Here is a 20,261-nt window from a genome sequence, read left to right as displayed (position 1 = left end):
GCCATTGACACCTATCACCCCATCTCTGCAGATGATCCAAAATGGTGGGACGTGACGGTGGCGCCGATCCTCGGAGTGGACGGCAAGGTCGAGCGAATGATTGCCGTATCGCGAGATATCACCGAGCGTCATCAATATGAAGCTCAATTGCTGTCGCTCATCGAGGCCCAGAATAGCAAGCAAAACCGAAGCGACCTCTATCTCGAAGAGATCCACCATCGCGTCAAGAACAGCCTTCACTTGGTAAACACACTACTCTTGCTGCAGGCCAATCTCACGCCTGATGCAGCGGTCAAATTGCAACTTGAAACCGCCGCAGGCCGAGTGGTGACCATTGCCACGGTTCACGAGCGGCTGTACCAAGCTGCCGAAGAACAAGAACTTCGTGCTCGTGACTACCTCACTGCTCTGCTGGGGGATCTGGGCAGGGCTTTGGCTGACCGGAAAATTGCGCTGGAGGCTGACGACTTCGTATTGCCTCCAGAAAGAATGGCGCCCTTGGGACTGGTGATTTCTGAACTGATCACGAATGCCCTCAAGTATGGCAAGGGCGACATTGAGGTGGCCGTCAAGCATGCCGGCGACCATGCGCTACTCACCGTCAGGGATGAGGGCGACGGCTTCCCTGATAATTATCCTAAGCCGACAGGTACAGGGCTTGGCATGCGATTGGTCAAAAGCTATTCCGGTTACGGTAGCGCGGCAGTGGAGGTTGATCGGCAGGATAGTAAAAGTTGTATCCATGTACGCTTCAAACTCTAGGCGCGCCTGCACACACCGATGGCACTTAGCCAAATGCGTATGGTCGTAATCAGGCTGATTCGAGACCTGGCATCATCATTGGAGGAGTAGGGTATGCGTAACTGGGGATGGCTGATGACTGCGGTAGGTTACGCTGGGCTTTCAGGAATGTTAGCCATAATCGGCGTTGCGGTTTCAGGGTTTCACAACCTCACTAGCGAGATGCTAGGGGTGAGCCTGTTGCTAGCGGCAGCGTCATTAGCGCTGGTGTTCGTTGGTGGTCGTCTTCGAGCGAGAGGCAAACCCTTGTTGCCCATTTCGCTGTCTTCTTGAGACCGCTTTCATTTTCTCAAAAAGTGGCCAGAGTGCCATGCACCCCGGCCAGGCTCATTTCAAGTTACCGGTTTTCACTACCGCGACCGCCGCCGTGGCTGTTTTGCCCGCCTTTACGGCCCGCCTCGGAGGCACGCTCACGGTCGTTGGCAAAGTTGCCGCCTGAGCTCTGCCCGCCTTTGCGACCTGCCTCCGACGCTTTCTCGCGATCATTGGCAAAATTGCCAGGATTGTTCTGAGCAGTACCACCTTGATGGCCACGATTGGTTTGGTTGTTAGCCATGATCTTTCACCTCATGTCGTCACACAGGAAAGTCTGTGTTCAACTCGGACGTCCTGGGGCGGGGTGTTTACTCAGTGGGTTTTGGCCAAGGCCGACGGGTTGCGCGAAAGAACCGGTGCAGGCGTGTGTGGCGTCCTTAAGCTTTGTTCGCGAACGTTTGGGAAAGATCAAGCTTGGCAGACGCCGACCTTCCACCCTCGTCGGCGTGGTTAAGCTGAGCGCAGAGCAGTTCCTGGAGCTGGGTTATTGGCCACGGCTTAGGAAGGAACTCCGCGCCTGGCGGCAACACTCTCCCTGCAAATTCGTAGTATCCGCTCATGACAATGATGCGCGTCTGAGGTTTTTGCTGGCTTGCCATCCAGGCAAGATCAACCCCATTGAGTAAACCAGGCGTTTGTACATCCGTTATCAGCAGCGTCCAATCTTGCTTCCTCAACGCCTCATTACCGTCATCGGCAGTCGCCACCGCTGTCACCATGGCCCCCCATTCTTCCAGGTACAGGGTCAAAAGCTCTCGAATCATGGGTTCGTCCTCAACGATGAGAACAGTTGGGCGAATTATCTTCGCAGCGGAAAGCAGCTCTTTCATACGTGTACTCGGACATGCGGCTGCAGGAAGGGAGGGACATCCAGGTCTGCTTGCTTTCTTCCAGCAAGACGTAGCAGCGCGCCATCACTACGACATCGCCAGCGTTCAAAAAATTCACTTCAACTTGAGTCAGTGCCATCCATTCCCATCCGTGAGCGGATCTATAACGGGGGCGACCATCTGGACGCATCCATGCCGCTGACACCGCCCTACTGAACCTCTGCAATCTGCGTGACTCAACCCTCCATCAGCATATGAGGCCTCCTGATGCGAACACTCGAGAAAAACCTGTCTGCCGCCCAATTGCTGAAACTCAATTGTTTGGCGGTTTGGTATCGGGTGCTTGAAGACAGGGCATTGCGCATGGACTCGCCTGACGATTATCACGAGGAATTGCTTCGCCAAGCCGATGAGATGGATCGTCGAGGGATTATCTGCTGGCAGGAATGGCGCGATCTTCGTCTGGAGGCTGACGCTGCTTACCTGAGAGCGGTAGCAGGGGAGGACTATCGCCCGGTTAAACCCAGGAGCTCGTCAGCAGAGTAGGGATCGAACGTGATCTCGCAATGAAACCACGCTCAATCCTCTGTAAGCAGACCTTCTCTATCTATCCCTGCGTCGTGAACGTGTGAGGGTAATACCCAAAAGGATTCCCAGCGCCGCTGCGCCGATCAGCAGGGGCGTTTTATCTTTTGACTTCCTCCAACCTCCGTCGATACCTCTCCTGCCACTTGGAGGCTCGAAGAGGTTGCCTGATGATGCTGCGGCTACGGGGCTGCGATTTATCCCCCAGCGCGTCAGCTTCCCTGACAACAGAGGCAGCCCTGGTATCAGGTAGCTGGCCAAATGCGCGATGCGCGCTGCAGCGCCAACGGTGGTGTGAGCCCGAGGCGAGATTGCGCATGCCACCATAGCCTTTGCCACCATCTCGGGATCGTATACGGGGCTTGGCGGTGTCAGCGTATGTCCGGTGTAGTTGCCACCGTCTCGGAAGCCAGGTGTGTCCATGACTGCTGGATAGATATCGCAGACATGGATGTTGGGATATCCAGTCAGCTCGCCTCGCAATGCCTCGGTCAGTCCACGCAAGCCGAATTTGCTCGCCGAATAAGCGGCGGCATAGGGCTGGGCCACCCAGCTGCCCAGCGACAGCGTGTTGATCAGAATACCGCTGCCCTGTGCCTTGAAGAAGGGAAGGGCGACGTAGGCACCTCGCAGGTAACCGATCAGGTCAGTCTGGATGACCTGCTCGTGCGCCTCCAATGGCGTTTCTTCGAAATTGCCGACCGCGCCGACCCCGGCATTGTTGATCCAGATATCGATCCGTCCATGGCCAAATTCTGCAGCCTGCTCGGCGAGCGCTTGAACATGATCGTTGCGGGTGACGTCCGTCATAATCGCTATGGCGTCGGTACCGCAATCGGTGCATTCATCCAGGACGTCGAATAACGCCTCTTCGTCGCGTGCTGCGAGTACCAGGCGAGCACCTTTGCACGCAAAGGCGTGCGCAGCGGCGCGACCTATACCGCTTGAAGCGCCAGTGATCACCACGACTTTGCCGCGAAGCGGGCCCTTGATCGGGTAACTATCGCCAAGTGCTCCATCATTTGTGCCCGACGTACTGGCGTCAAAGTTAGCAAGGGTTTCGCTGGCCTCGACTCGGCAAAGTCCCAGAGCGGTGCCATCTACCAGGGTTAAAGTCAGCCCTTCGATGATTCCCGCCTCCCGGTTAGGAAACACGGGCTCACCTTCGGCATCCAGGCTGTCGTAGATGAATTGTGTGCCTTCAAGCCATCCCACGGCGGTGAGAAGCTCAGGGCCGAGATAATACTTCCCGTCTTGAAAGAAGCCGGGGAACTGATGAGCGCGCTCCACGTTTTCCACGCGATAGCGTTCGCCTGGTTTCATGCCTGTCGCTTGATCGATCATGTTGAAACCCCTGTAAGTGGAGCTCGGAAATGTCAGCCTTTGCTGTGCTCGTCGGAAGTGGGCCCAGTACCTCGCTTGATACCGCGTGGGCCAGCAACGCCCCAGATACCCAGGCCAACCAGCGGTAGGGCGACGATCAGCAGGGCCCAGGCCGCTTTGACTGCATCTGACTTGTCGCTCCGGAACACGCTGACGATGGCCCACAGATCGATGAGCAAGAGGATTGCCGCGACGGCAATCCAGGAGTAGCTGGCGATACCGTTCATGTGCTTGCCTCCTTTACACGAAGTCAGGGCCCAAGGTGCCCGCTGCCGCGCCTGGCACGAGGATGACCTTGCGGCAGTTGTCCTGCTTCTGATCGAACATCTTGTAGCCCATGGCCGCTTCTTCGAGGGCCAGGCGGTGGGTGACGATCAGCTCTGGTTGCAGGCGACCTGCTTCGATGTGTTCAAGAAGTTCAGGCAAGTATTTCTGCACATGGGTCTGGCCCATCTTGAAGGTGAGCCCCTTGTCGAAGGCATCGCCGAACATGAAGGCGTGGATGAAGCCGGCGTATACCCCCGGCACACTGACAACTCCGCCGCGACGCACTGCAGCAATGCTCTGGCGCAGCGCCTTGCCACTGCTGCCTTCGATCTTCAGCGCCGTCATCACCGTTTCGGCAGTGCTGCCTTTCGCCTCGAAACCGACCGCATCGATCACCGCATCGACGCCGCGCATGCCTGGCGTCTGGCGGATGATGCTGTCGGCGGGATCGTCGTCTTGCTCGAAGTTGATCGGTATGACCCCGTAGGCCTCTCGTGCGTAGGCCAGGCGATAATCGTTGTCGTCGACCATGAAGATGGTCTGAGCGCCGAGCATTCGCGCACAGGCGGCGCTCAGCAAGCCCACCGGCCCGGCGCCGTAGATCGCCACCGATGACCCTTGGCCTATTTCGGCATTGATGACCGCCTGCCAAGCGGTCGGCAGGATGTCCGAGAGGAACAGCACCTTGTCGTCGGCCAGCGCGGTGGGCACTTTGAACGGGCCGACGTTGCCCTTGGGCACCCTCACGTAATCCGCCTGGCCGCCAGGGATACCGCCATAGAGATGGCTATATCCAAACAGCGCGGCGCCTGGGGGAATTCCCTTCTTGTTGATGATCGCACCACGACCTGTGTTGGTGGTTTCACAGGCAGCGAACAGGTCGTGCTGGCAGAAGAAACAGCTGCCGCACGCGATCACGAAGGGAATCACTACTCGGTCGCCGATCTGCAGATTGGTGACGGCACTGCCAGTATCTTCGACGATGCCCATGAACTCATGGCCGAAGATATCACCCGCTTCGGTTTCTGGAATTTTGCCTCGATAAAGGTGCAGGTCAGAGCCGCAAATGGCTGTGGCGGTGACCCTGAGGATAATGTCGTCTTCCTGCTCAATGATGGGATCGGGGACGTTATCGACCCTGACGTCGTGTGCTCCGTGGTAGGTCAGTGCTCTCATAAGGTCAGCTCCTGCAGGCGTTTTTCCGTGATAGGTATGCAGGGGAAGCCATGACAGATGGCAAAGTTCAGCCGAACAAGTCCGGTGGTACTTAAAACTCATTCGCGACGCCCACATTTCAAGCTGAACATTCCTGACCACACCGGTATCAGAACGATCTGAGCCCGTGCCACAAGAGCCAGGCCGATTAAACGAGGGGCGTGGCGATGGACGACACGATGTTGGCATACATGGTGTTCGCTGCCTCACATCCTGAGGCGCTTTCGCAGGTACAAGTGCTTACAGAAGCGGAGGCATTGGAGGCTGGCGAAGCACTCCCAGATCTGCGTGAAACCATGGCCGTACAGATCCTCAGTGCTGAAGCCAAGGCTCAGCGTAAAACCCTGGCCACGCTCGTTGAGGTGATTTTGGGCAAGGCCGTCATCGAGCCCGATGCGCCATCCACTAACCATGTCTCCAGCCTTGAGAAATACAACCGGATGCGAGATTTCGACGCGTCACCGGAGCCGTCTGGAAATCGTAAGCAGTCGAGCAGGAATATTCAGGCCTTACAATTCTGCGTCCAGAAGCATGACGCCACACGGCTGCATTACGACTTCCGCTCGGAGCTCGATGGCACGTTGAAGAGTTGGGCGACCGTTACCGGCTGTCCGAAAAGCGTCGTTGTCGGAAATTGGCGCTCGCGTTGATGGGCTGCTCCGCTAAGGTCAGGTGATGTCTAAATGATACTAAAGTCATAGGATGGCTGACATGCGAATACGTGGTGATGTTTTCTGGAAGTGGGCTGACCCTGTGCTTCCCCATCGTAGCCATGATGAGACACTGGACAACGGAACGGTTATTGACGTACAGACGAGATTGTCGCGAACCGGGGCTACCCAGGTTTTTATCGGCGTCTATGCGGCCACTGGGATGCCACTCCACGAAGAAGCATTTGATGCTAGGCCAGGAGAATCGATGACCCGTGCACTGGCCTGGGGTGTAGGACGGGCCAGAAGGATTGCCAGTGATCCGCGCAGTAAAGTTGTTAATTATTAGCTCTGAAGACGTTGCCACACCTTTTCGTGGAAATAAAAGGCAACGGTATTACAAGCCGGCTCAATGATCGCAATCAGTCCGCCTGTCAATGCAGAGCCGGTGAGTAGGTAGGCGACGGTAAAGGCTATCGAGAAGTGTAAGACGCTAAAGCTCAACGTCTTCCATAGCGGCCCTTTAAGGCGGGAATGGCAGCAGTTGATATCGGAAAAGTCTTTCATATCGATTGGAGGCCCAACGGAAAGTAATGAGCCGTATCAACGCGATACGGCCTTTTCGAAATCAGCGTTTCGCTTCAACATCCGGAGTTGCAGAACGAGAAAGGAAGGCTTGTGTGATTTCTGGCAAATGCTCACCCAGCCATTTCGCCATGGCGATCTCTTCTTTGAGGATCGAACGGCACGCATTTGCCGTCAGCTCGTCGCCCGCGAATGTAGCCGCTTCTACGAGCACCGTGTAGGAAGCGATCTCTACGTTCTCGAACACGTAGCCAGCCATGGCGCCCTTGACCACTTCGTCGCTCATCGCCATGCCGCCAACAGCTTGGCCAAACGCCATGAGTTTGCCGGCCATGTCTTTCAGTTTCGATGTGCTTCCGCCAAGGCGCTCGATGCACTCCACTAGCCGACGCTGCTGTCCTTCGGTTTCTGCAATGTGCTGAACAATTCGCTCGCGAAGTTTGGGATAGTGCTCAAGTCGCTCTGCTTGCCCCTTCAGCATTGTCTCAGCTTGCTGTTCCATTGCGTGAGCATCACGCAGCCAATCCAGTAAGTTCTCGGTTGGAGTCGCCATGGTCAAATATCCTTTGTGAGGGAATTATTGGGAAACCGTCCTTTAGGAACTGTTCGTTTCCGACGATGAATGGTGTTGCGCACTAACTATTGGAGTCTATTTATTTTTATTTGCATGGAAAATCACTTTGAACTATTTCTGCGTGGCCGCCCGTCCTGAATGTTGAGCGTTGGTTAGCACGATGTAAGACGGAGCTCACTCCCAGCCATAGACGACGTTCACAAATAATTATGGGCGTTCGACTAGCCGCGAGGAGATAGCCATGTTTATCCATAACAAGCGCTTGCAATATACCGTGCGAGTAGCGCAGCCCAATCCAGGTCTGGCGAACCTGTTGCTCGAACAATTCGGTGGTGCTCAAGGTGAACTGGCGGCTGCTAGCCGTTATTTCACTCAAGCGTTGGCGGAAGACGATCCGGGGCGTAAAGACCTGGCGGTTGCAGGAGCTGAGTGCAACACGGTCATTGAATTGAAACTGGAGCATCATGCCGCATAGCCATGGCCTTCTGCATCACCTCGCCCATAACTTCGATTGGGCATTTGAAGTCGAAGCGCTTACGCGGACGCATGTTCAGTTGCAGTGCGATGGCATTCAGTTCTTCCTGGCTGTGTACCGACAGGTCTGTGCCTTTGGGCAGGTACTGGCGGATCAGGCCATTGATGTTTTCGTTGCTACCGCGCTGCCAAGGGCTGTGCGGGTCGCAGAAGTAGATCGCCACGCCGGTTCTTTGGGTGATCTCGGCGTGTCGCGCCATCTCCCGGCCCTGGTCGTAAGTCATGCTCTTTCGCATCTCCAGCGGCATGCCATTGAGCGCGGCGCTGAAGCCTTCCAGCGCCGAAGTCGCCGTCGCGTCGTTCATCTTTACCAGCATCAGGTAGCCACTGGTGCGTTCCACCAGCGTACCGACGGACGAGGCGTTGGCCTTACCCTTGATGAGGTCGCCTTCCCAATGCCCCGGCATCTGCCTGTCTTCAATCTCCGGCGGGCGCACATGAATACTGACCATCTCGGGGATCTGGCCGCGCCGATCCACACCACCAGAGCGCGGTCGGCGTGTCGTCTTGCTTTGCCGCAGGCAGATGATCAGCTCCTTGCGCAGTTCACCGACCGGCAGGGCATAGATCGCGTTATAGATCGTCTCGCGACAGACGTAGGCATCTCTGAGGCTGGGAATGTTCATGCTGCGCAGCTTGCCGGCAATCTGCTCGGGAGACAAACGCTCACGGAGCATATGCGCCACCAACTCGAAGCGCTCACCACCCGGCAACAGCTTTCGCTTCGGTCGACACACCTGGCGGCGAGCCTGCATCTGCTGCTGGGCCGCGTGGGCCGAGTAGCCGCCACAGACATCTCGATTGCGGCGCAGCTCCCGGCTGATGGTCGAAGGGGATCGGTTGATCAAGCAGGCAATCCTACGCAGGCTGAAGCCTTGAGTACGACCGATTTGAATGGTGGCGCGCTCTTCAACGCTGAGTTCGGTATAAGACATAGTGGCAGCACCGTACCGGAAAGGTCAGGTGTTGCACTCAGTTTTTGCCGCCGCCCCTGCTCATGGACATCGCGACCGAGGAGCTCAGTCACCTGGAGATCGTCGGCTCCATCATCGTCATGCTCAACAAAGGGGCCAAAGGTCGCCTTGCAGAGGGCGTAGAAGAGGAGGGTGAGTTGTATCGAGCGATCAATGGTGCGGGCAACGACTCCCATATCACCAGCATCTTGTACGGTGCCGGCGCTCCGCTCACCAATTCGGCTGGCGTCCCTTGGAGCGCTGCCTATGTCGATACCATAGGCGAGCCAACAGCAGATTTTCGTTCGAACATCGCCGCTGAAGCGCGGGCCAAGATCGTCTACGAGCGTCTGATGAACGTGACTGATGACCCAGGGGTGAAAGAGGCGCTGGGCTTCCTCATGACGCGAGAGATCGCCCATCAGCTTTCCTTTGAGAAGGCGCTTCACGCCATTCAGCCGAACTTCCCCCAAGGCAAGCTCCCCGGCATGCCGGAGTTCACCAACAAGTATTTCAACATGTCCGGTGAGCCCAATGTGCGCGGCCCTTGGAACGAGGGCAGCGAGTGGGAGTACGTGGAAAATCCATCCGCAGCTGTTGATGGGGGAGATGGCACCGCTTCGGTGACGCTGACTCCTGCCGAGGCTGAAACGGTCGAGGCGATGAAGCTTCGGACGATGTCCGATCCAACCACCAACCCGGTCACCGGAGCGGATCTTGGCTGCGGCTTGATCAATGGCAAAGACTGAGCTGCCGGAGGCTACATGAACACTCTGCGCAAGAAAGCCTCGCCACATCGCCTGGTTGGCGTTGAGCACCTCATGAGTCAAGCGTTGGCCGAATTTGAAGCTGAGTCCCGCTTGGCCTGTCGAGCTCTCCGTCTACGCATGGCCGTAATGACCTTCGGAGTCGGCTCGCTTCTACCGAACGACCTTCCCGGCGATGCGCCGGAAGTCGAGCGGCCAGAAACTTTTCTGAGTAACACCCTGCACTGATCACTACCGTCTAGGAGATAACCAATGGCTGCACGGAAAACTGTTGAAGACCTGTTTATCCACGAACTGTCTGACGTGTATAGCGCAGAAAAGCAGATCACCAAGGCGCTGCCTCGGTTGGCCAGGGCCGCCACCAATCCATTGTTGGCCGACGCCTTCACGTCCCACCTGGCCGAAACCCAGGGTCAGATCGAGCGCATCGACCAACTGGTGGAGTCGGCAGGCTTGAAGCTCAAGCGGATGAAGTGCGTTGCGATGGAGGGGCTGGTCGAGGAGAGCAAGGAGCTACTCGATGAAATCGAAAAAGGCGCGGTGCTCGATGCAGCGTTGATCGGGGCTTGCCAGAAGGTGGAGCACTACGAGATCGCCAGCTACGGAACGCTGATCGCCATGGCCAAGCACCTGGGAATGAAGGAAGCAGTGTCGTTGCTGGGCGATACCTTGGCCGAGGAAAAAGCAGCGGACGATAAGCTTTCTGCAATTGCTGAAGAAGGTGGCAACCAGGCGGCAACACTCGAAAAATGATGGCTGATGCCCGGTGCAGGATGCGCCGGGCTTGTACAGCGCTATCCATCCACCCAATTGGTGCATTCTCGACAACACTGTGTCAGGCGCTACGCTTCTGTGCAGTCTAGCGACGACGGTGCCTTGAAGTTGACGAACATCGCAGAGAGTCCGCAATTTTGGGATCTGCATTAGCCGGCTTCAATGGCCCGCGACAAATTCAGCGACCTCGTCGTATTTCTAGCAGTGGCGCAGGAAAGACATTTTACCCGTGCGGCGGCCAAGCTTCGTGTTACACAGTCAGCGGTTAGTTACTCAGTGCGTCAACTGGAGTCCCGTCTGGGGGACAACTTGTTCAAAGGACGTTCTGATGCGGCTGCCGACGCAGCGGGCCAGTGAAGTCGGGCGCTTGCTACCGCATCAGTGGAGGCCTGCCGCTGCTTCATAGGCGGAGCTGAGCGAGCACATCCTCTGATGACATGACTTGGGCATATTCAGTGCCCAGTATGGCCAAGGCCAGCTCATAAACGGTTAAGGCGTCCCAACACGTTCCTTGCGGCCCGGTTACGGGTACAGCAGTCGTGGCATCCGCAGGAAGAATTTCGTACCCAAGCGCTTTCCCGGCCCGGATAGTGGCATCCATGCTGTTGTGAACCACAACGCCCGTCAAAACAATGCGTTTTACTTGCATATTTTTGAGAATGGCATCCAATTGGGTTCCTATGAATGCGCAGTTCTCATGCTTGATAATGACAATCTCGCCCTCTACCGGTGCCACTTCTTTCTTGATCCCATTCCAAGGGCCATGAACGTAATAGCTGGAGGTGGGATTTTCTTCATCATGCTTCACATGAAGGACAGGCCAGCCACTGGATCGCCAGTGCCAAAGAAGGCGTTGGATAACTGACAAATAGCCAGGGTGGCTTTTACCATTCCAAACAGGTTGATCGATAGCATCCTGAACATCGAGGATAATCAGGGGGATGCTAGGCGTATCCTTCATGCGAGGTCGTCTCCTTACGATGGAGGCTTAGTGTGCTGCAACGTATTCCCGTCAACAAGCAGCGCAGGCGCGCTAGGGTGCCGGTGCTGCAACGAGGCCACTAAGGACGGGCTGCTACCTGTCAGTGGATTCCGACCCAGCTCACGCAAGGTGCGTTGGGCGGACGCCTACTTTTTTCACCCCTTGGCTCAAGCTGAACCTCGGATTACTGGTTTCACCGCGCTTTGAAGCCCTTATACTGTCCGTTTGCCAACGGTCAAGGAGAGACTATGACGCCGACTATTCTCAAAGGTGATTGTTCTGCAAAAATTGCAGTGCTTTGCGTAGAAGGGCGGGTCTGATGCGCGTTGGAAGAATCATGGCGATGGTTGGAACCACGCTTTCGTTGATGACAGGGCCGGTAATGGCATCAGCAGGCCTATCGTCCCAGCCAGCAGAGCATTCCAGCCTGCAGCGAATTTCTGTGCAGGTTGAAGGTTCCGGCAAGGACGTCATATTGATCCCAGGCCTGGCATCGTCTCGAAAGGTATGGGATGACCTAGTCCCCAAATTAAGGCAAAGCTATCGCCTTCACCTGGTTGAGCTGGCAGGTTTCGCCGGGTCGCCTGCCGTATCCGAAACCAAGGGGAAAGTCATTGCTCCTGCGGTCGAAGAGATCGCTGACTACATCCACTCTCAGCGGATCAAGGCACCGGTGATCATCGGTCACTCTCTGGGAGGAGAGGCAGCTTTGATGCTTGGAGCTCGCCATCCCGATCAGGTGGGCCGATTGCTGATCGTTGATGCGCTTCCCTTTTACAGCTTGTTAGTCGACCCTTCGGCCACCACCGAAACTGCTACAGCGCCTGCTGCTGTGATGCGTGATTCGCTAATGGCTGCATCTGCTGAGCAAAACGAAGCCATGCAAACTGCATCCATCGCTCGGCTTGTTAAAAATGAAGCGTTTAGGCCAGGTTTGGTCGCTGACAGTATCCGCTCGGATCGCAGAACGGTGGCCGATGCTGTCTATGAATTGATGGTCACCGATTTGCGACCTGAACTCAGCCGCATCACCGTGCCGGTGGAGGTCGTGTACGCATATGACCCAATGTATGGCGTGCCTTCATCCAGCGTGGATTCGATGTTCCATCAGGCCTATACCTCAGCACGCGACATCCGGTTAAAGCGCATTGACGGCAGTTTTCACTTCGTAATGCTTGACCAGCCGGAGAAGTTTGCCCGCACCGCTCTGACATTTCTCAGCAAGTGAATCCCATTTGGCCTAACCCGCGATTAGCTGTTGCGCTTGGGTCGATATGTAGGCTGTAACCGAAAAAAATGATGTACGAGTCAACTCAAGGAACTCGAATGAAGGGGCAAAGGAAGGTCGTGTGGTTGCAGGTACTGCTCTCAATGCTGGGTATCGCTTTGGGCGCTGCCTTACATGGCTGGGGGATAGTCGGATTTTGTGGGATGATCACCATCATGATGATCCCGAACGTCGTTTTCATGGTCATGCAGGTATACGCGGAACGCTACAAGCAGGATATCGCACGATGAAAATTGTTCCGACTTGACCCCGCAAGCGGAGCGCGAAGCCCATGGAGGGGCGTAGGCGTGAGGATGGAAGCCCGGTAGGGCCGTGACCCTGGCTGCGCCAGGGCGCGGTACACGACAGCCGTTCCCCCGCAAGGGGGACACGCCCGAGGCCCCATCCACGCAGAGCTGATGCAGGCGGCTATTGGCTGGATCGGCTATTTGTAGTGGGTGGTGTAGCTGTTGAAGGGTGATGTACATGGGCACCGGTTGGATCGGTGATTTGAATGACATTACCGTGCTGCCAGCCATCCGCCTGAGGATCAGCATCAGGAATACGAATGTCAGCCCGCTCAGCTTTGTTTTTTGCAGCATCCACACCCAGGCGCCGATTGCGCTGTTCGACCATCGCCGGGTCAGCCTGGCCATCTGCGGTAAAACCCATCATCAACTGCGGCACACCCACCGGCAGCGCTTTGTCCTGATCGGTGTGCCAGGTGTGCCATGTTTTCCCATAGGTATGCGCCAGGCGCTCCATCAGGGCATGCTCAGCAGGTGCAGGAATGCCTGGAGCGATCAGCTGCCCAGAAGAGACCTCGTAACCATGGCTGTGCCACATCGCCTTCTCCTTGGGTGGCAACCCGGCAAACAGCTTCTCGTCGATGATGTACTCGACGCCCATGATCTTCGCACCCTTAGTATTGCCGTCGAATATCACACACTGAATGACATCCTCGTTGAGGATGGAGCAGTAGTGGTGCGCCTCCATCTGCACGTCCGGATGCCCGTTGTAGAAGTGGAAGCCATCCAGGTAGGCATTGATGGCCTCAATGGGCGGCTTGGACTGCAGCGTCGCGGCGCCGGCTTCCAGCAGCTGGGTTTTAGCAGACTCGGGCCTGCCTGGTGTCTCCACGGGAGACTTAGTTTCGTGAGCAGAGCAAGCCCACAGAAGAGTGCAGGCGAGGGGAAGGGTTATCGTTTGGAATAGCTGTCGCATGAGGAAGGCTCTGGTTGGTGTCCATAGAGGACAGCCTTGGCCGATAAAGCGGACAGCCCAACGGACGAATGGCCCGTGTCGATGAAGAATTCGGGCAAAAGAAAGCCCGCTGGGGGCGGGCAAGGGAGCTTCTATCACACGTAGGGATAGCTAACGTTCCCACACCGCATGTGAAAAGGACGTGAATAAACCCGTCGGTGAAGGTGGTGCCTGTACAACCCCGCGCTCATAAGTGGATTTGGTCTAGCGGTTGCGCACGGTATCCAATGCAGGTGACCAGACGTTATGTCCGCAGCGTTCACACACGACTGAGTCTTGAGGTTCATGGAAGGTTGGGAAGCCGCAGCTGACGCAACAATGTAAGCCCGCGTTCGGCGGTACCAGGTACTCTGGACGATGTTCGACTGGGAGCACCGACAGCCCTGGGCGGGTGTCATCTGGCCCATAGAAATACAGACTGATATCGCCATCGGTTTCCAATAGGCCGAGTCGAACCTGGCCGAGATGCTCCACGCCTTGTTGGCGCAGTTCCATAAAGAGCTCGTTGGACGAGATGTTCAAATTCCGCAGCGAATGGATCTCGTACATTCCGTCCTTTACGACCGTTATGGGTAGCCCATCGACCCAGGCCTCGCATGTTTTGCTCCGCCTCATCACGTAGACAGTTCCGCGATAAAGCAGAAGTAAAGTGAGGAACACCAACGCGACCGGCAGAAGAGGAACATCTTCGTAAAACGTCACATCGCCTGCGGCTGAGCCCAAGGTCAGGATCACCACGAGCTCGAATCGAGACAGTTGCCTGATTCCACGTCGACCACTGAATTTCAAAAAGAAGAATACGGCTAGAAACGCCGCTGAAACGCGGAGAGCGACCTCTAACAGAAAGGTCAGTGGGAACTCGCCAATGAGCATCCGCTGCAGGTCAAATGAAACCATTTGCCGTAACCCATCCTTCGCAATCTCCTGTTACGGGTTGACCCGGATTTCTCCTTCTTGGTTCAGGGGGGGGCAGCGAGACACCTAATCTTGGTTGTTGCTAGTAAGCCAGGGAGGCTGAAGAGTTGAATTGACATGCTTGCCTTTGGCAATGATATGATTGCTAAAAGCAAGCATTGAGGCTCGTCATGCATAACACCTTGCGGGAGCGCGCAGATGTCATCCGCTCATTCAATCGTTTTTATACGCACCAGATGGGGTTGCTCGACGAACATCTGCTTCGATCAGAGTTTTCCCTAACTGAAGCTAGGATCCTATTTGAGCTGGGTGCAGGTCGACCACTCACCAGCGTTGATCTTCGGAGTCACCTCAGCCTAGATGCTGGGTACATGAGTAGGGTAATAACAGGCCTGGAGAAACGTGGCCTGATTGAGAAGGTACGCTCTGACCAAGATGCTCGAGCTTACGAGATCCACCTGACCCATGAGGGACAGAGAACCCTGGCATCGCTTGAGGAGGTATCTCGAGACGCGGTGATGGCCCTAATTGAGCCTCTGTCCGAGCCCCAGCAGCGCCAACTGACTGAGGCAATGAAGCAAATTGAAGGGCTTCTTGGTAAAGCAGATCGCTCCTACCTACTACGTGATCCCCAGCCTGGCGACATGGGGCTGGTCGTTCAGCAGCAGGCCGCACTCTACTCAGGTGAGTACGGCTGGAACTCCGAATTTGAGGCTCTGGTGGCGGAGATCGTCGCGAAGTACCTCCGGGAGTTTGATCCAGCCCGAGAGCGTTGCTGGATCGCAGAGCAGGGCGGCCAGGTGGTGGGATCAATTTTCGTCGTTCGGCACGATGAGAACACTGCCAAGCTGAGGATGTTGTACGTCGACGCTCGTGCGAGAGGCCTGGGTATTGGTAAGCGCCTGGTTGATGAGACACTACGATTCGCTCGTCAGGCTGGTTACAAAAGGATGATCCTCTGGACGACCAGCAATCTCACGACCGCCCGTAAGCTCTATCAAGGTGCCGGTTTTGAGCTTATTGAAGAGGAGGAGGTCAACAGCTTCGGCAAAGATTTGGTTAGCCAGACTTGGGCTCGCGATCTCTAGCTATCTTCAGCTTCTCCGGGCTGCATTGACCAACTGACGAGAAAACGTTTAACTGTACGAATATACAGTATAGGCGTTTTCGTCATGGTCACCATCCTCGGCCCCCTCGAACCAAGCGGTGCGAAACTCCCGCTCTTTGCCTTCCATGTCCCGGCAGGTTTTCCTTCGCCGGCAGCTGACCATCTCGAAAAGCGCATTTCCTTGGATGAGCTGCTCGACGTCCGGGCGCCGCACATTTACCTGGTGCGTGTTGAGGGCGACTCGATGATCGGTGCCGGCATCTACCCAGGCGACCTTGTGATCGTGGATCGCTCCATTGAGGCTGAGCCTGGCCACATAGTCATCGCTGCCGTGAACTGCGAACCTCTTTGCAAGCGTCTGGCCCGGGACGGCAGTCAGGTAGTCCTCAAGTCGGAGAACCCGCGCTACCCATCTAGATATCTGCTGGAGGGTGAAGAGCTCCAGGTATGGGGTGTTGTCACCTACAGCGTGCGCAGTCATGACAAAGCCTGAGAGAGTCTTCGCCCTCATCGACTGCAATAGCTTCTACGCCAGTTGCGAGCGCGTATTCCGCCTCGACATTCGCAACAAGCCCGTAGTGGTGTTGAGCAACAACGACGGCTGTGTAATCGCTCGCTCAGCGGATGCCAAGCCTTTCGTGAAGATGGGTGAGCCGTACTTCCAGATAAAGGACAAGCTCCGTAAGCATGGCATCGTGGCGTGCTCGTCGAACTATGAGCTCTACGGCGACATGAGTGAGCGCGTCATGACTGTCATTGAGTCCATGGTGCCGGCAGCTGAGGTCTACAGTATCGACGAGGCTTTCGCTGAGCTCACGGGTATGTCTGGAGATCTAGAGCGGCTGGGCAGGCAGATTCGAGCCGAGGTATACCGGCGCACGGGCATCCCAGTCGGCGTCGGTATTGCCTCGACGAAGACCTTGGCGAAGCTAGCCAATCATGCTGCCAAAAAATGGCAGAGCCATACCGGTGGCGTTGTAGATCTGCGCGATGAAGTGAAGCGCAACTGGGTGCTCAAGAAATGCGATGCAGGAGATGTTTGGGGCATTGGCCGTCGTCTCTCCGCTCACCTGGCGGCTATGGATATCCGTACTGCGTGGGAGCTTGCGCATGCCGACGCTTGGTCGCTCAGAAAGCAGTTCAGCGTTGTGCTGGAGAAGACTGTACGCGAGCTTGGTGGTACCACCTGCCTGGAGCTAGACGAGCCCGATCCCCCCAAGAAAGAAATTTGCTGCAGCCGCATGTTCGGTACCCGGCTCACTGAGCTGGCCCCTATCAAGGAGGCAGTGGCGACCTACACGTCTAGGGCTGCCGAGAAGCTTCGTGCGCAGCAGTCGCTCTGCAAACGCCTACGGGTGAGTATCCGCACGGGCCAGTTCAACCCAAATGAGGCGAAGTATGCCAACGGAATCCTCGTCGACCTGCCATACGCTACGGACGACACGCGTTTGTTGACAAAGGCTGCGCAGGAGGGGGTAGAGCGGGTTTACCGGGAGGGTTTCCGCTACAGCAAGGCTGAAGTCCTTCTGCTCGACCTCAGCCAGCGTAACGAGATCACAGGTGATCTGTTTACGGTTGCTCAGCCAGTCGCCAGTGAGAGGCTTATGGGCGTGCTTGACGCGGTCAATGGCCGGTGGGGTAGGGGAACGATGCGGTTGGCGAGTGTGCCTGTCGATCCCAGCTGGGGCATGCGCAGGGAGATGATGAGCCAGAGCTTCACAACGCGTGTGGATGAGCTCTGGACGGTTTACTGCAAATAGGGCGGTAGTACCTGAGCAAGGCCAGGGATTTCATTTCCCTGGCCCTGATTAACCTCATCGGTTGTCTTCAGTCATGCCGCTGTCTTCGTCTTGTACAGCTTGCGAAGCTTCGTCAAGGTCGCTCTGGTCATTGTCGGACTTTGGCCCAGTGGTATGGCCGCCCGTACCGCCTTGATGAACTGCACTGCCGGCTCCCTGTTGATCACCTTGGTGGTTGCCACTTAAGCCCTGGCCGCCTCCTTGGGATTCATGTTGCCGTTCCATGTTGGACTGGCCACCTGGCATCTGTACGCCTCTTTGTCCTAGCTCAGATGGCCGGTGTGCATCGTTCTCGAAGCCATCGGGGTTGTTCTGAGTGCTGCCGCCTTGCTGGCCAGTCTTGTCTTGATCGTTTGCCATGATCTCGCACCTCGTCGGTTCACACAGGGGAACCTGTGTTTATTTCGGATGCTGGGCGGAATCGGCTGGATTCCTTTACTTCTGTATTAGCTGACAGAGGGCGCGAAAGGTCTCCAAGCGCAACGTATTGCGCAATAAAGGTCGCTGCTACGTGAATGATGAATTGCGAAGGAATGTCCGATGATGGCATTTGGCCTGGTTGCGAGATAAGCTCGGGCTTCAGATTATTCAAGGAAGACTATGAATAGGTTCATTGCTGTCATTGGGATGTGCTTCTTGCTCGGTGCATGCGCCACGTCCCACTACACCGCTGGGCGCGACTTCCCATCGGCGGGTGTAGCGAGCATCACCAAAGGAAAGACCACGACAACGGAGCTGAAAAAACTGTTCGGTGAGCCATACACGAAGAGTGCTGTGAGCGAGACCGATGAGAAGTGGATCTACACGTACACTTCTGGCTCTGCCCATGCGCAGAGCTACGTTGTGACGATGAAGGTCACCACCACCGGTACGCAGAAGACGTTGGATGTGCTCATCCGCGATGATGTAGTCATCAACTACACATTCAGCGAAGGGCCCGCTCCTGGTAGCAGTACAGCCACCTATTGATGAGGGAGGCACCTGATTGGACAGAACGTATGCCTATGTTGATGAGTCAGGTAACTCTGACCTAGACACATCCAAGGCTGGGAGCTCTGGCTTCTTTGTGGTTTGCTCCATCCTTGTGGCTGAGAAAGACCTGCAGGCCGCCTACCAGCGTGCCGAGGAGCTTCGGCGGCAGCACTTCCAGACAGGCGAAATCAAGTCCAGTAAGGTGCGTGCGAAGGATGCTCAACGACGCGTTCGTATCCTTACCGACCTGGCGAAGCTTCCGATCAAGCTCTATTTCGTGGTGGTGGAGAAGGAGCGCATCTACAAAGATGGGGGCCTGCAATTCAAAACCTCATTCGTAAAGCATATCAACGGATTACTCTACAGCCGGCTTTTCAGGAACTGGCGCAATCTACAGATGACAGTGGATGAGCATGGCGGAGTTGAGTTCCAAGAGAGTCTGAAGGCCTACGTACAAGATCGCTACGTCGATGATCTCTTCGGGGATGACCATGCGTTCCAGACGAAATCCAGCAAGGATGATGTCCTGATTCAGGTCGCTGATTTCTTCGCGGGGTCTGTAGCCCAGATCTATGAGGAGAAGACTGTTGGCGATATTGCTGAAGTCTATAAAACGATTCTTCGCGAGCAGACCCTCGGCCTTCTGGAGTGGCCACCCAAGTTCAATTCGCTGCTTGCTCCGCCGATGGATGAGTCCAGCTACGCGGACTACCAGGTGCATCAGGAAGCTCTCCGGCAAGCAGAACTTTTCGTCGAAAAGGCCGGCCAACACCCGGACGAGGACGAGCGTCTACAGATCAGCATCCTGGATTACCTGAGATTTCAGAGTGAGTTCGTCACGAAGGATTACATCCCTACAGCCGCGATCTTGGCCCATCTCGGTGACAAAGGCTTTGGCGATCTCTCCGAGCAGCGGGTCAGATCAAGTGGTATTGCGAAGCTGCGGGACGCCGATGTCATCATCACAAGTACGTCCAAAGGCTACAAAATCCCGCAGACAAGAGCCGACATCAATGACTTTTTGGAGATGGCATCTGGCGTGGTCGTGCCATTGCTTGAGCGTGTCAAAAAGGCCCGTGAGGTCTATAAGCTGAGTAGTCGTGGTGAGTACGATATCATCAAGGTGTCCAGGCTTATGGATCTGGAGAAGCTCCTATCCTCACTTGATGCCTTCGCCCCAGACAAATGATTGATAAGGCCAGGCATAATTTCCTTGTCTCGAGAAGTTTCCAGGCTAGTTAAACCGAACGAAGATCCAGAACCAACGTCCTATTAAAGGACATCGCTCGCGGGATGCTTTAGGATGTTCCGCCTGTTTCCCTTAACTTTGAGGATCGAATATGTCTCGTCTGGCAGAGTTTCGTCAGCTTGAACAGCAACTCGCAGCACAACTCGCAGAGCTGGAAGCGCTGAAAGGTAGCTCCGAACTGCAGAAAGAAATCGAATTTGAAACCAAGCTTCGTGACCTGCTTAACAAGTACGGCTACAGCTTGCGCGACATCATCAACATCCTCGATCCGCAGGCCAGCCGCCGCACCGCTGCTCCTGCTGCAGCTGAGAAGGCCCCGCGTCGTGCGCGGCAGGTGAAGCAGTACAAGAACCCGCATAACGGCGAAATCATCGAGACAAAGGGCGGCAATCACAAGCTGCTCAAGGAATGGAAAGCCGAGTACGGCTCTGATGTGGTGGAAGGCTGGCTCGCCCAGTAACACTCTCCCCAGA

At 55.9% G+C, this 20,261-nt stretch carries 25 protein-coding genes and 4 pseudogenes; 17 read left to right on the top strand and 12 right to left on the bottom strand.

Annotation, left to right across the window (positions count from 1 at the left end):
* Positions 1-12 precede the first annotated feature (12 nt).
* A pseudogene (locus tag C3F42_RS10945) lies at positions 13-762 on the top strand (sensor histidine kinase); the annotation flags it as partial.
* A gap of 376 nt (positions 763-1,138) precedes the next feature.
* Here the strand turns inward: C3F42_RS10945 and C3F42_RS10940 are convergent.
* A complete protein-coding gene (locus C3F42_RS10940) occupies positions 1,139-1,357 on the bottom strand; it encodes a general stress protein (RefSeq protein WP_004573951.1) in 219 nt (72 codons plus the stop codon).
* A gap of 136 nt (positions 1,358-1,493) precedes the next feature.
* Positions 1,494-1,946 (bottom strand): response regulator, encoded by a 453-nt coding sequence (locus C3F42_RS10935; protein ID WP_104444427.1) that lies wholly within the window; start codon positions 1,944-1,946, stop codon positions 1,494-1,496.
* Between the two features lie 267 nt (positions 1,947-2,213).
* On the opposite strand from C3F42_RS10935, the gene C3F42_RS10930 reads away from it, so the two are divergent.
* Positions 2,214-2,492, top strand: coding sequence for a hypothetical protein (locus C3F42_RS10930; RefSeq protein WP_041505960.1), 279 nt, complete (start codon positions 2,214-2,216; stop codon positions 2,490-2,492).
* A gap of 57 nt (positions 2,493-2,549) precedes the next feature.
* Here the strand turns inward: C3F42_RS10930 and C3F42_RS10925 are convergent, their stop codons facing one another.
* Genes C3F42_RS10925 through C3F42_RS10915 form a run of 3 tightly spaced genes read right to left on the bottom strand, consistent with a single transcriptional unit; the run spans position 2,550 to position 5,357 of the window.
* Entirely contained in the window at positions 2,550-3,875 is a 1,326-nt protein-coding gene (locus C3F42_RS10925; RefSeq protein WP_009681425.1) for an SDR family oxidoreductase, read from the bottom strand.
* Between the two features lie 32 nt (positions 3,876-3,907).
* Positions 3,908-4,141: a PLD nuclease N-terminal domain-containing protein gene (locus C3F42_RS10920; protein WP_009681424.1), complete on the bottom strand. Its 234-nt coding sequence runs from the start codon at positions 4,139-4,141 to the stop codon at positions 3,908-3,910.
* A 13-nt stretch (positions 4,142-4,154) separates the two neighbouring features.
* Positions 4,155-5,357, bottom strand: coding sequence for a zinc-dependent alcohol dehydrogenase (locus tag C3F42_RS10915; protein WP_009681423.1), 1,203 nt, complete (start codon positions 5,355-5,357; stop codon positions 4,155-4,157).
* A gap of 206 nt (positions 5,358-5,563) precedes the next feature.
* Between C3F42_RS10915 and C3F42_RS29865 the strand changes: the two are divergent.
* A pseudogene (locus tag C3F42_RS29865) lies at positions 5,564-6,004 on the top strand (DNA polymerase ligase N-terminal domain-containing protein); the annotation flags it as partial.
* A 103-nt stretch (positions 6,005-6,107) separates the two neighbouring features.
* On the top strand, positions 6,108-6,395 hold the full coding sequence (locus C3F42_RS29860; protein WP_029886733.1) for a hypothetical protein: 288 nt from the start codon (positions 6,108-6,110) through the stop codon (positions 6,393-6,395).
* Here the strand turns inward: C3F42_RS29860 and C3F42_RS10900 are convergent.
* Together C3F42_RS10900 and C3F42_RS10895 are read right to left on the bottom strand one after the other, a co-directional pair.
* Complete coding sequence (locus tag C3F42_RS10900; RefSeq protein WP_009681421.1) at positions 6,392-6,613, bottom strand: DUF2061 domain-containing protein; 222 nt, start codon at positions 6,611-6,613, stop codon at positions 6,392-6,394. The two genes, C3F42_RS29860 and C3F42_RS10900, sit on opposite strands and share 4 nt — an antisense overlap.
* A 61-nt stretch (positions 6,614-6,674) precedes the next feature.
* Entirely contained in the window at positions 6,675-7,184 is a 510-nt protein-coding gene (locus C3F42_RS10895; RefSeq protein WP_009681420.1) for a ferritin-like domain-containing protein, read from the bottom strand.
* A gap of 262 nt (positions 7,185-7,446) precedes the next feature.
* Here C3F42_RS10895 and C3F42_RS10890 point away from each other — a divergent pair.
* A pseudogene (locus tag C3F42_RS10890) lies at positions 7,447-7,617 on the top strand (manganese catalase family protein); the annotation flags it as partial.
* Positions 7,618-7,645: 28 nt separating this feature from the next.
* On the opposite strand, the gene C3F42_RS10885 reads toward C3F42_RS10890, so the two are convergent.
* A complete protein-coding gene (locus C3F42_RS10885; protein ID WP_100774681.1) occupies positions 7,646-8,674 on the bottom strand; it encodes an IS30 family transposase in 1,029 nt (342 codons plus the stop codon).
* 56 nt (positions 8,675-8,730) lie between these two features.
* Here C3F42_RS10885 and C3F42_RS10880 point away from each other — a divergent pair.
* The 4 genes and pseudogenes from C3F42_RS10880 to C3F42_RS10865 form a co-directional block, all read left to right on the top strand.
* Positions 8,731-9,441, top strand: a pseudogene (locus C3F42_RS10880) (manganese catalase family protein); the annotation flags it as partial.
* A gap of 15 nt (positions 9,442-9,456) precedes the next feature.
* Positions 9,457-9,687, top strand: coding sequence for a hypothetical protein (locus C3F42_RS10875; protein WP_104444426.1), 231 nt, complete (start codon positions 9,457-9,459; stop codon positions 9,685-9,687).
* Between the two features lie 24 nt (positions 9,688-9,711).
* Positions 9,712-10,212 (top strand): ferritin-like domain-containing protein, encoded by a 501-nt coding sequence (locus C3F42_RS10870; protein WP_009681418.1) that lies wholly within the window; start codon positions 9,712-9,714, stop codon positions 10,210-10,212.
* 183 nt (positions 10,213-10,395) lie between these two features.
* Positions 10,396-10,590 (top strand): LysR family transcriptional regulator, encoded by a 195-nt coding sequence (locus C3F42_RS10865; RefSeq protein WP_080709236.1) that lies wholly within the window; start codon positions 10,396-10,398, stop codon positions 10,588-10,590.
* A gap of 43 nt (positions 10,591-10,633) precedes the next feature.
* On the opposite strand, the gene C3F42_RS10860 is transcribed toward C3F42_RS10865, so the two are convergent.
* On the bottom strand, positions 10,634-11,194 hold the full coding sequence (locus C3F42_RS10860) for an isochorismatase family protein (protein ID WP_104444425.1): 561 nt from the start codon (positions 11,192-11,194) through the stop codon (positions 10,634-10,636).
* A gap of 340 nt (positions 11,195-11,534) precedes the next feature.
* On the opposite strand from C3F42_RS10860, the gene C3F42_RS10855 reads away from it, so the two are divergent.
* On the top strand, positions 11,535-12,443 hold the full coding sequence (locus C3F42_RS10855) for an alpha/beta fold hydrolase (protein WP_059394582.1): 909 nt from the start codon (positions 11,535-11,537) through the stop codon (positions 12,441-12,443).
* Between the two features lie 125 nt (positions 12,444-12,568).
* Complete coding sequence (locus tag C3F42_RS10850) at positions 12,569-12,733, top strand: hypothetical protein (RefSeq protein ID WP_218277425.1); 165 nt, start codon at positions 12,569-12,571, stop codon at positions 12,731-12,733.
* A 178-nt stretch (positions 12,734-12,911) separates the two neighbouring features.
* On the opposite strand, the gene C3F42_RS10845 is transcribed toward C3F42_RS10850, so the two are convergent.
* Together C3F42_RS10845 and C3F42_RS10840 are read right to left on the bottom strand one after the other, a co-directional pair.
* Positions 12,912-13,706: an OBAP family protein gene (locus tag C3F42_RS10845; RefSeq protein WP_104444423.1), complete on the bottom strand. Its 795-nt coding sequence runs from the start codon at positions 13,704-13,706 to the stop codon at positions 12,912-12,914.
* Between the two features lie 243 nt (positions 13,707-13,949).
* Entirely contained in the window at positions 13,950-14,642 is a 693-nt protein-coding gene (locus C3F42_RS10840) for a DUF421 domain-containing protein (protein ID WP_104444422.1), read from the bottom strand.
* Positions 14,643-14,830: 188 nt separating this feature from the next.
* Here C3F42_RS10840 and C3F42_RS10835 point away from each other — a divergent pair, with 188 nt between their 5' ends.
* The 3 genes from C3F42_RS10835 to umuC all read left to right on the top strand — a co-directional run bounded on the left by C3F42_RS10835 (position 14,831) and on the right by umuC (position 17,528).
* On the top strand, positions 14,831-15,748 hold the full coding sequence (locus tag C3F42_RS10835) for a bifunctional helix-turn-helix transcriptional regulator/GNAT family N-acetyltransferase (RefSeq protein ID WP_059394579.1): 918 nt from the start codon (positions 14,831-14,833) through the stop codon (positions 15,746-15,748).
* 84 nt (positions 15,749-15,832) lie between these two features.
* Positions 15,833-16,261: a LexA family transcriptional regulator gene (locus C3F42_RS10830; RefSeq protein ID WP_081011249.1), complete on the top strand. Its 429-nt coding sequence runs from the start codon at positions 15,833-15,835 to the stop codon at positions 16,259-16,261.
* Positions 16,248-17,528, top strand: coding sequence for a translesion error-prone DNA polymerase V subunit UmuC (umuC, locus tag C3F42_RS10825; protein ID WP_104444421.1), 1,281 nt, complete (start codon positions 16,248-16,250; stop codon positions 17,526-17,528). Before C3F42_RS10830 ends, umuC begins: the two co-directional genes overlap by 14 nt.
* Positions 17,529-17,582: 54 nt before the next feature.
* On the opposite strand, the gene C3F42_RS10820 is transcribed toward umuC, so the two are convergent.
* Positions 17,583-17,927, bottom strand: coding sequence for a stress-induced protein (locus tag C3F42_RS10820; RefSeq protein ID WP_104444420.1), 345 nt, complete (start codon positions 17,925-17,927; stop codon positions 17,583-17,585).
* A 240-nt stretch (positions 17,928-18,167) separates the two neighbouring features.
* Here C3F42_RS10820 and C3F42_RS10815 point away from each other — a divergent pair, with 240 nt between their 5' ends.
* The 3 genes from C3F42_RS10815 to C3F42_RS10805 all read left to right on the top strand — a co-directional run bounded on the left by C3F42_RS10815 (position 18,168) and on the right by C3F42_RS10805 (position 20,248).
* Entirely contained in the window at positions 18,168-18,536 is a 369-nt protein-coding gene (locus C3F42_RS10815; RefSeq protein ID WP_104444419.1) for a hypothetical protein, read from the top strand.
* 16 nt (positions 18,537-18,552) lie between these two features.
* The gene (locus C3F42_RS10810; protein WP_104444418.1) at positions 18,553-19,728 is read left to right on the top strand and encodes a DUF3800 domain-containing protein; all 1,176 of its coding nucleotides are present in this window, start codon (positions 18,553-18,555) and stop codon (positions 19,726-19,728) included.
* A 151-nt stretch (positions 19,729-19,879) separates the two neighbouring features.
* Entirely contained in the window at positions 19,880-20,248 is a 369-nt protein-coding gene (locus C3F42_RS10805; RefSeq protein WP_104444417.1) for a histone-like nucleoid-structuring protein, MvaT/MvaU family, read from the top strand.
* The last annotated feature ends 13 nt before the right edge of the window (positions 20,249-20,261 follow it).

The organism is Pseudomonas sp. PONIH3 (genome assembly GCF_002934345.1).
GTDB lineage: Bacteria > Pseudomonadota > Gammaproteobacteria > Pseudomonadales > Pseudomonadaceae > Aquipseudomonas > Aquipseudomonas soli.
Note: the sequence above shows the minus strand (reverse complement) of the source record. Positions and strands in the feature narration are given on the sequence as shown.

What these genes read in the sequence shown, in the direction of transcription:
- C3F42_RS10930 (WP_041505960.1), top strand. Translation starts at nt 2,214, where the DNA reads ATGCGAACACTCGAGAAAAACCTGTCTGCCGCCCAATTGCTGAAACTC.
- C3F42_RS10935 (WP_104444427.1), bottom strand. Translation starts at nt 1,946, where the DNA reads ATGAAAGAGCTGCTTTCCGCTGCGAAGATAATTCGCCCAACTGTTCTC.
- C3F42_RS10925 (WP_009681425.1), bottom strand. Translation starts at nt 3,875, where the DNA reads ATGATCGATCAAGCGACAGGCATGAAACCAGGCGAACGCTATCGCGTG.
- C3F42_RS10875 (WP_104444426.1), top strand. Translation starts at nt 9,457, where the DNA reads ATGAACACTCTGCGCAAGAAAGCCTCGCCACATCGCCTGGTTGGCGTT.
- C3F42_RS10840 (WP_104444422.1), bottom strand. Translation starts at nt 14,642, where the DNA reads ATGGTTTCATTTGACCTGCAGCGGATGCTCATTGGCGAGTTCCCACTG.
- C3F42_RS10815 (WP_104444419.1), top strand. Translation starts at nt 18,168, where the DNA reads ATGAATAGGTTCATTGCTGTCATTGGGATGTGCTTCTTGCTCGGTGCA.
- C3F42_RS10900 (WP_009681421.1), bottom strand. Translation starts at nt 6,613, where the DNA reads ATGAAAGACTTTTCCGATATCAACTGCTGCCATTCCCGCCTTAAAGGG.
- C3F42_RS10860 (WP_104444425.1), bottom strand. Translation starts at nt 11,194, where the DNA reads ATGAAGGATACGCCTAGCATCCCCCTGATTATCCTCGATGTTCAGGAT.
- C3F42_RS10885 (WP_100774681.1), bottom strand. Translation starts at nt 8,674, where the DNA reads ATGTCTTATACCGAACTCAGCGTTGAAGAGCGCGCCACCATTCAAATC.
- umuC (WP_104444421.1), top strand. Translation starts at nt 16,248, where the DNA reads ATGACAAAGCCTGAGAGAGTCTTCGCCCTCATCGACTGCAATAGCTTC.
- C3F42_RS10835 (WP_059394579.1), top strand. Translation starts at nt 14,831, where the DNA reads ATGCATAACACCTTGCGGGAGCGCGCAGATGTCATCCGCTCATTCAAT.
- C3F42_RS10940 (WP_004573951.1), bottom strand. Translation starts at nt 1,357, where the DNA reads ATGGCTAACAACCAAACCAATCGTGGCCATCAAGGTGGTACTGCTCAG.
- C3F42_RS10865 (WP_080709236.1), top strand. Translation starts at nt 10,396, where the DNA reads ATGGCCCGCGACAAATTCAGCGACCTCGTCGTATTTCTAGCAGTGGCG.
- C3F42_RS10820 (WP_104444420.1), bottom strand. Translation starts at nt 17,927, where the DNA reads ATGGCAAACGATCAAGACAAGACTGGCCAGCAAGGCGGCAGCACTCAG.
- C3F42_RS10830 (WP_081011249.1), top strand. Translation starts at nt 15,833, where the DNA reads ATGGTCACCATCCTCGGCCCCCTCGAACCAAGCGGTGCGAAACTCCCG.
- C3F42_RS29860 (WP_029886733.1), top strand. Translation starts at nt 6,108, where the DNA reads ATGCGAATACGTGGTGATGTTTTCTGGAAGTGGGCTGACCCTGTGCTT.
- C3F42_RS10805 (WP_104444417.1), top strand. Translation starts at nt 19,880, where the DNA reads ATGTCTCGTCTGGCAGAGTTTCGTCAGCTTGAACAGCAACTCGCAGCA.
- C3F42_RS10845 (WP_104444423.1), bottom strand. Translation starts at nt 13,706, where the DNA reads ATGCGACAGCTATTCCAAACGATAACCCTTCCCCTCGCCTGCACTCTT.
- C3F42_RS10915 (WP_009681423.1), bottom strand. Translation starts at nt 5,357, where the DNA reads ATGAGAGCACTGACCTACCACGGAGCACACGACGTCAGGGTCGATAAC.
- C3F42_RS10855 (WP_059394582.1), top strand. Translation starts at nt 11,535, where the DNA reads ATGCGCGTTGGAAGAATCATGGCGATGGTTGGAACCACGCTTTCGTTG.
- C3F42_RS10870 (WP_009681418.1), top strand. Translation starts at nt 9,712, where the DNA reads ATGGCTGCACGGAAAACTGTTGAAGACCTGTTTATCCACGAACTGTCT.
- C3F42_RS10895 (WP_009681420.1), bottom strand. Translation starts at nt 7,184, where the DNA reads ATGGCGACTCCAACCGAGAACTTACTGGATTGGCTGCGTGATGCTCAC.
- C3F42_RS10920 (WP_009681424.1), bottom strand. Translation starts at nt 4,141, where the DNA reads ATGAACGGTATCGCCAGCTACTCCTGGATTGCCGTCGCGGCAATCCTC.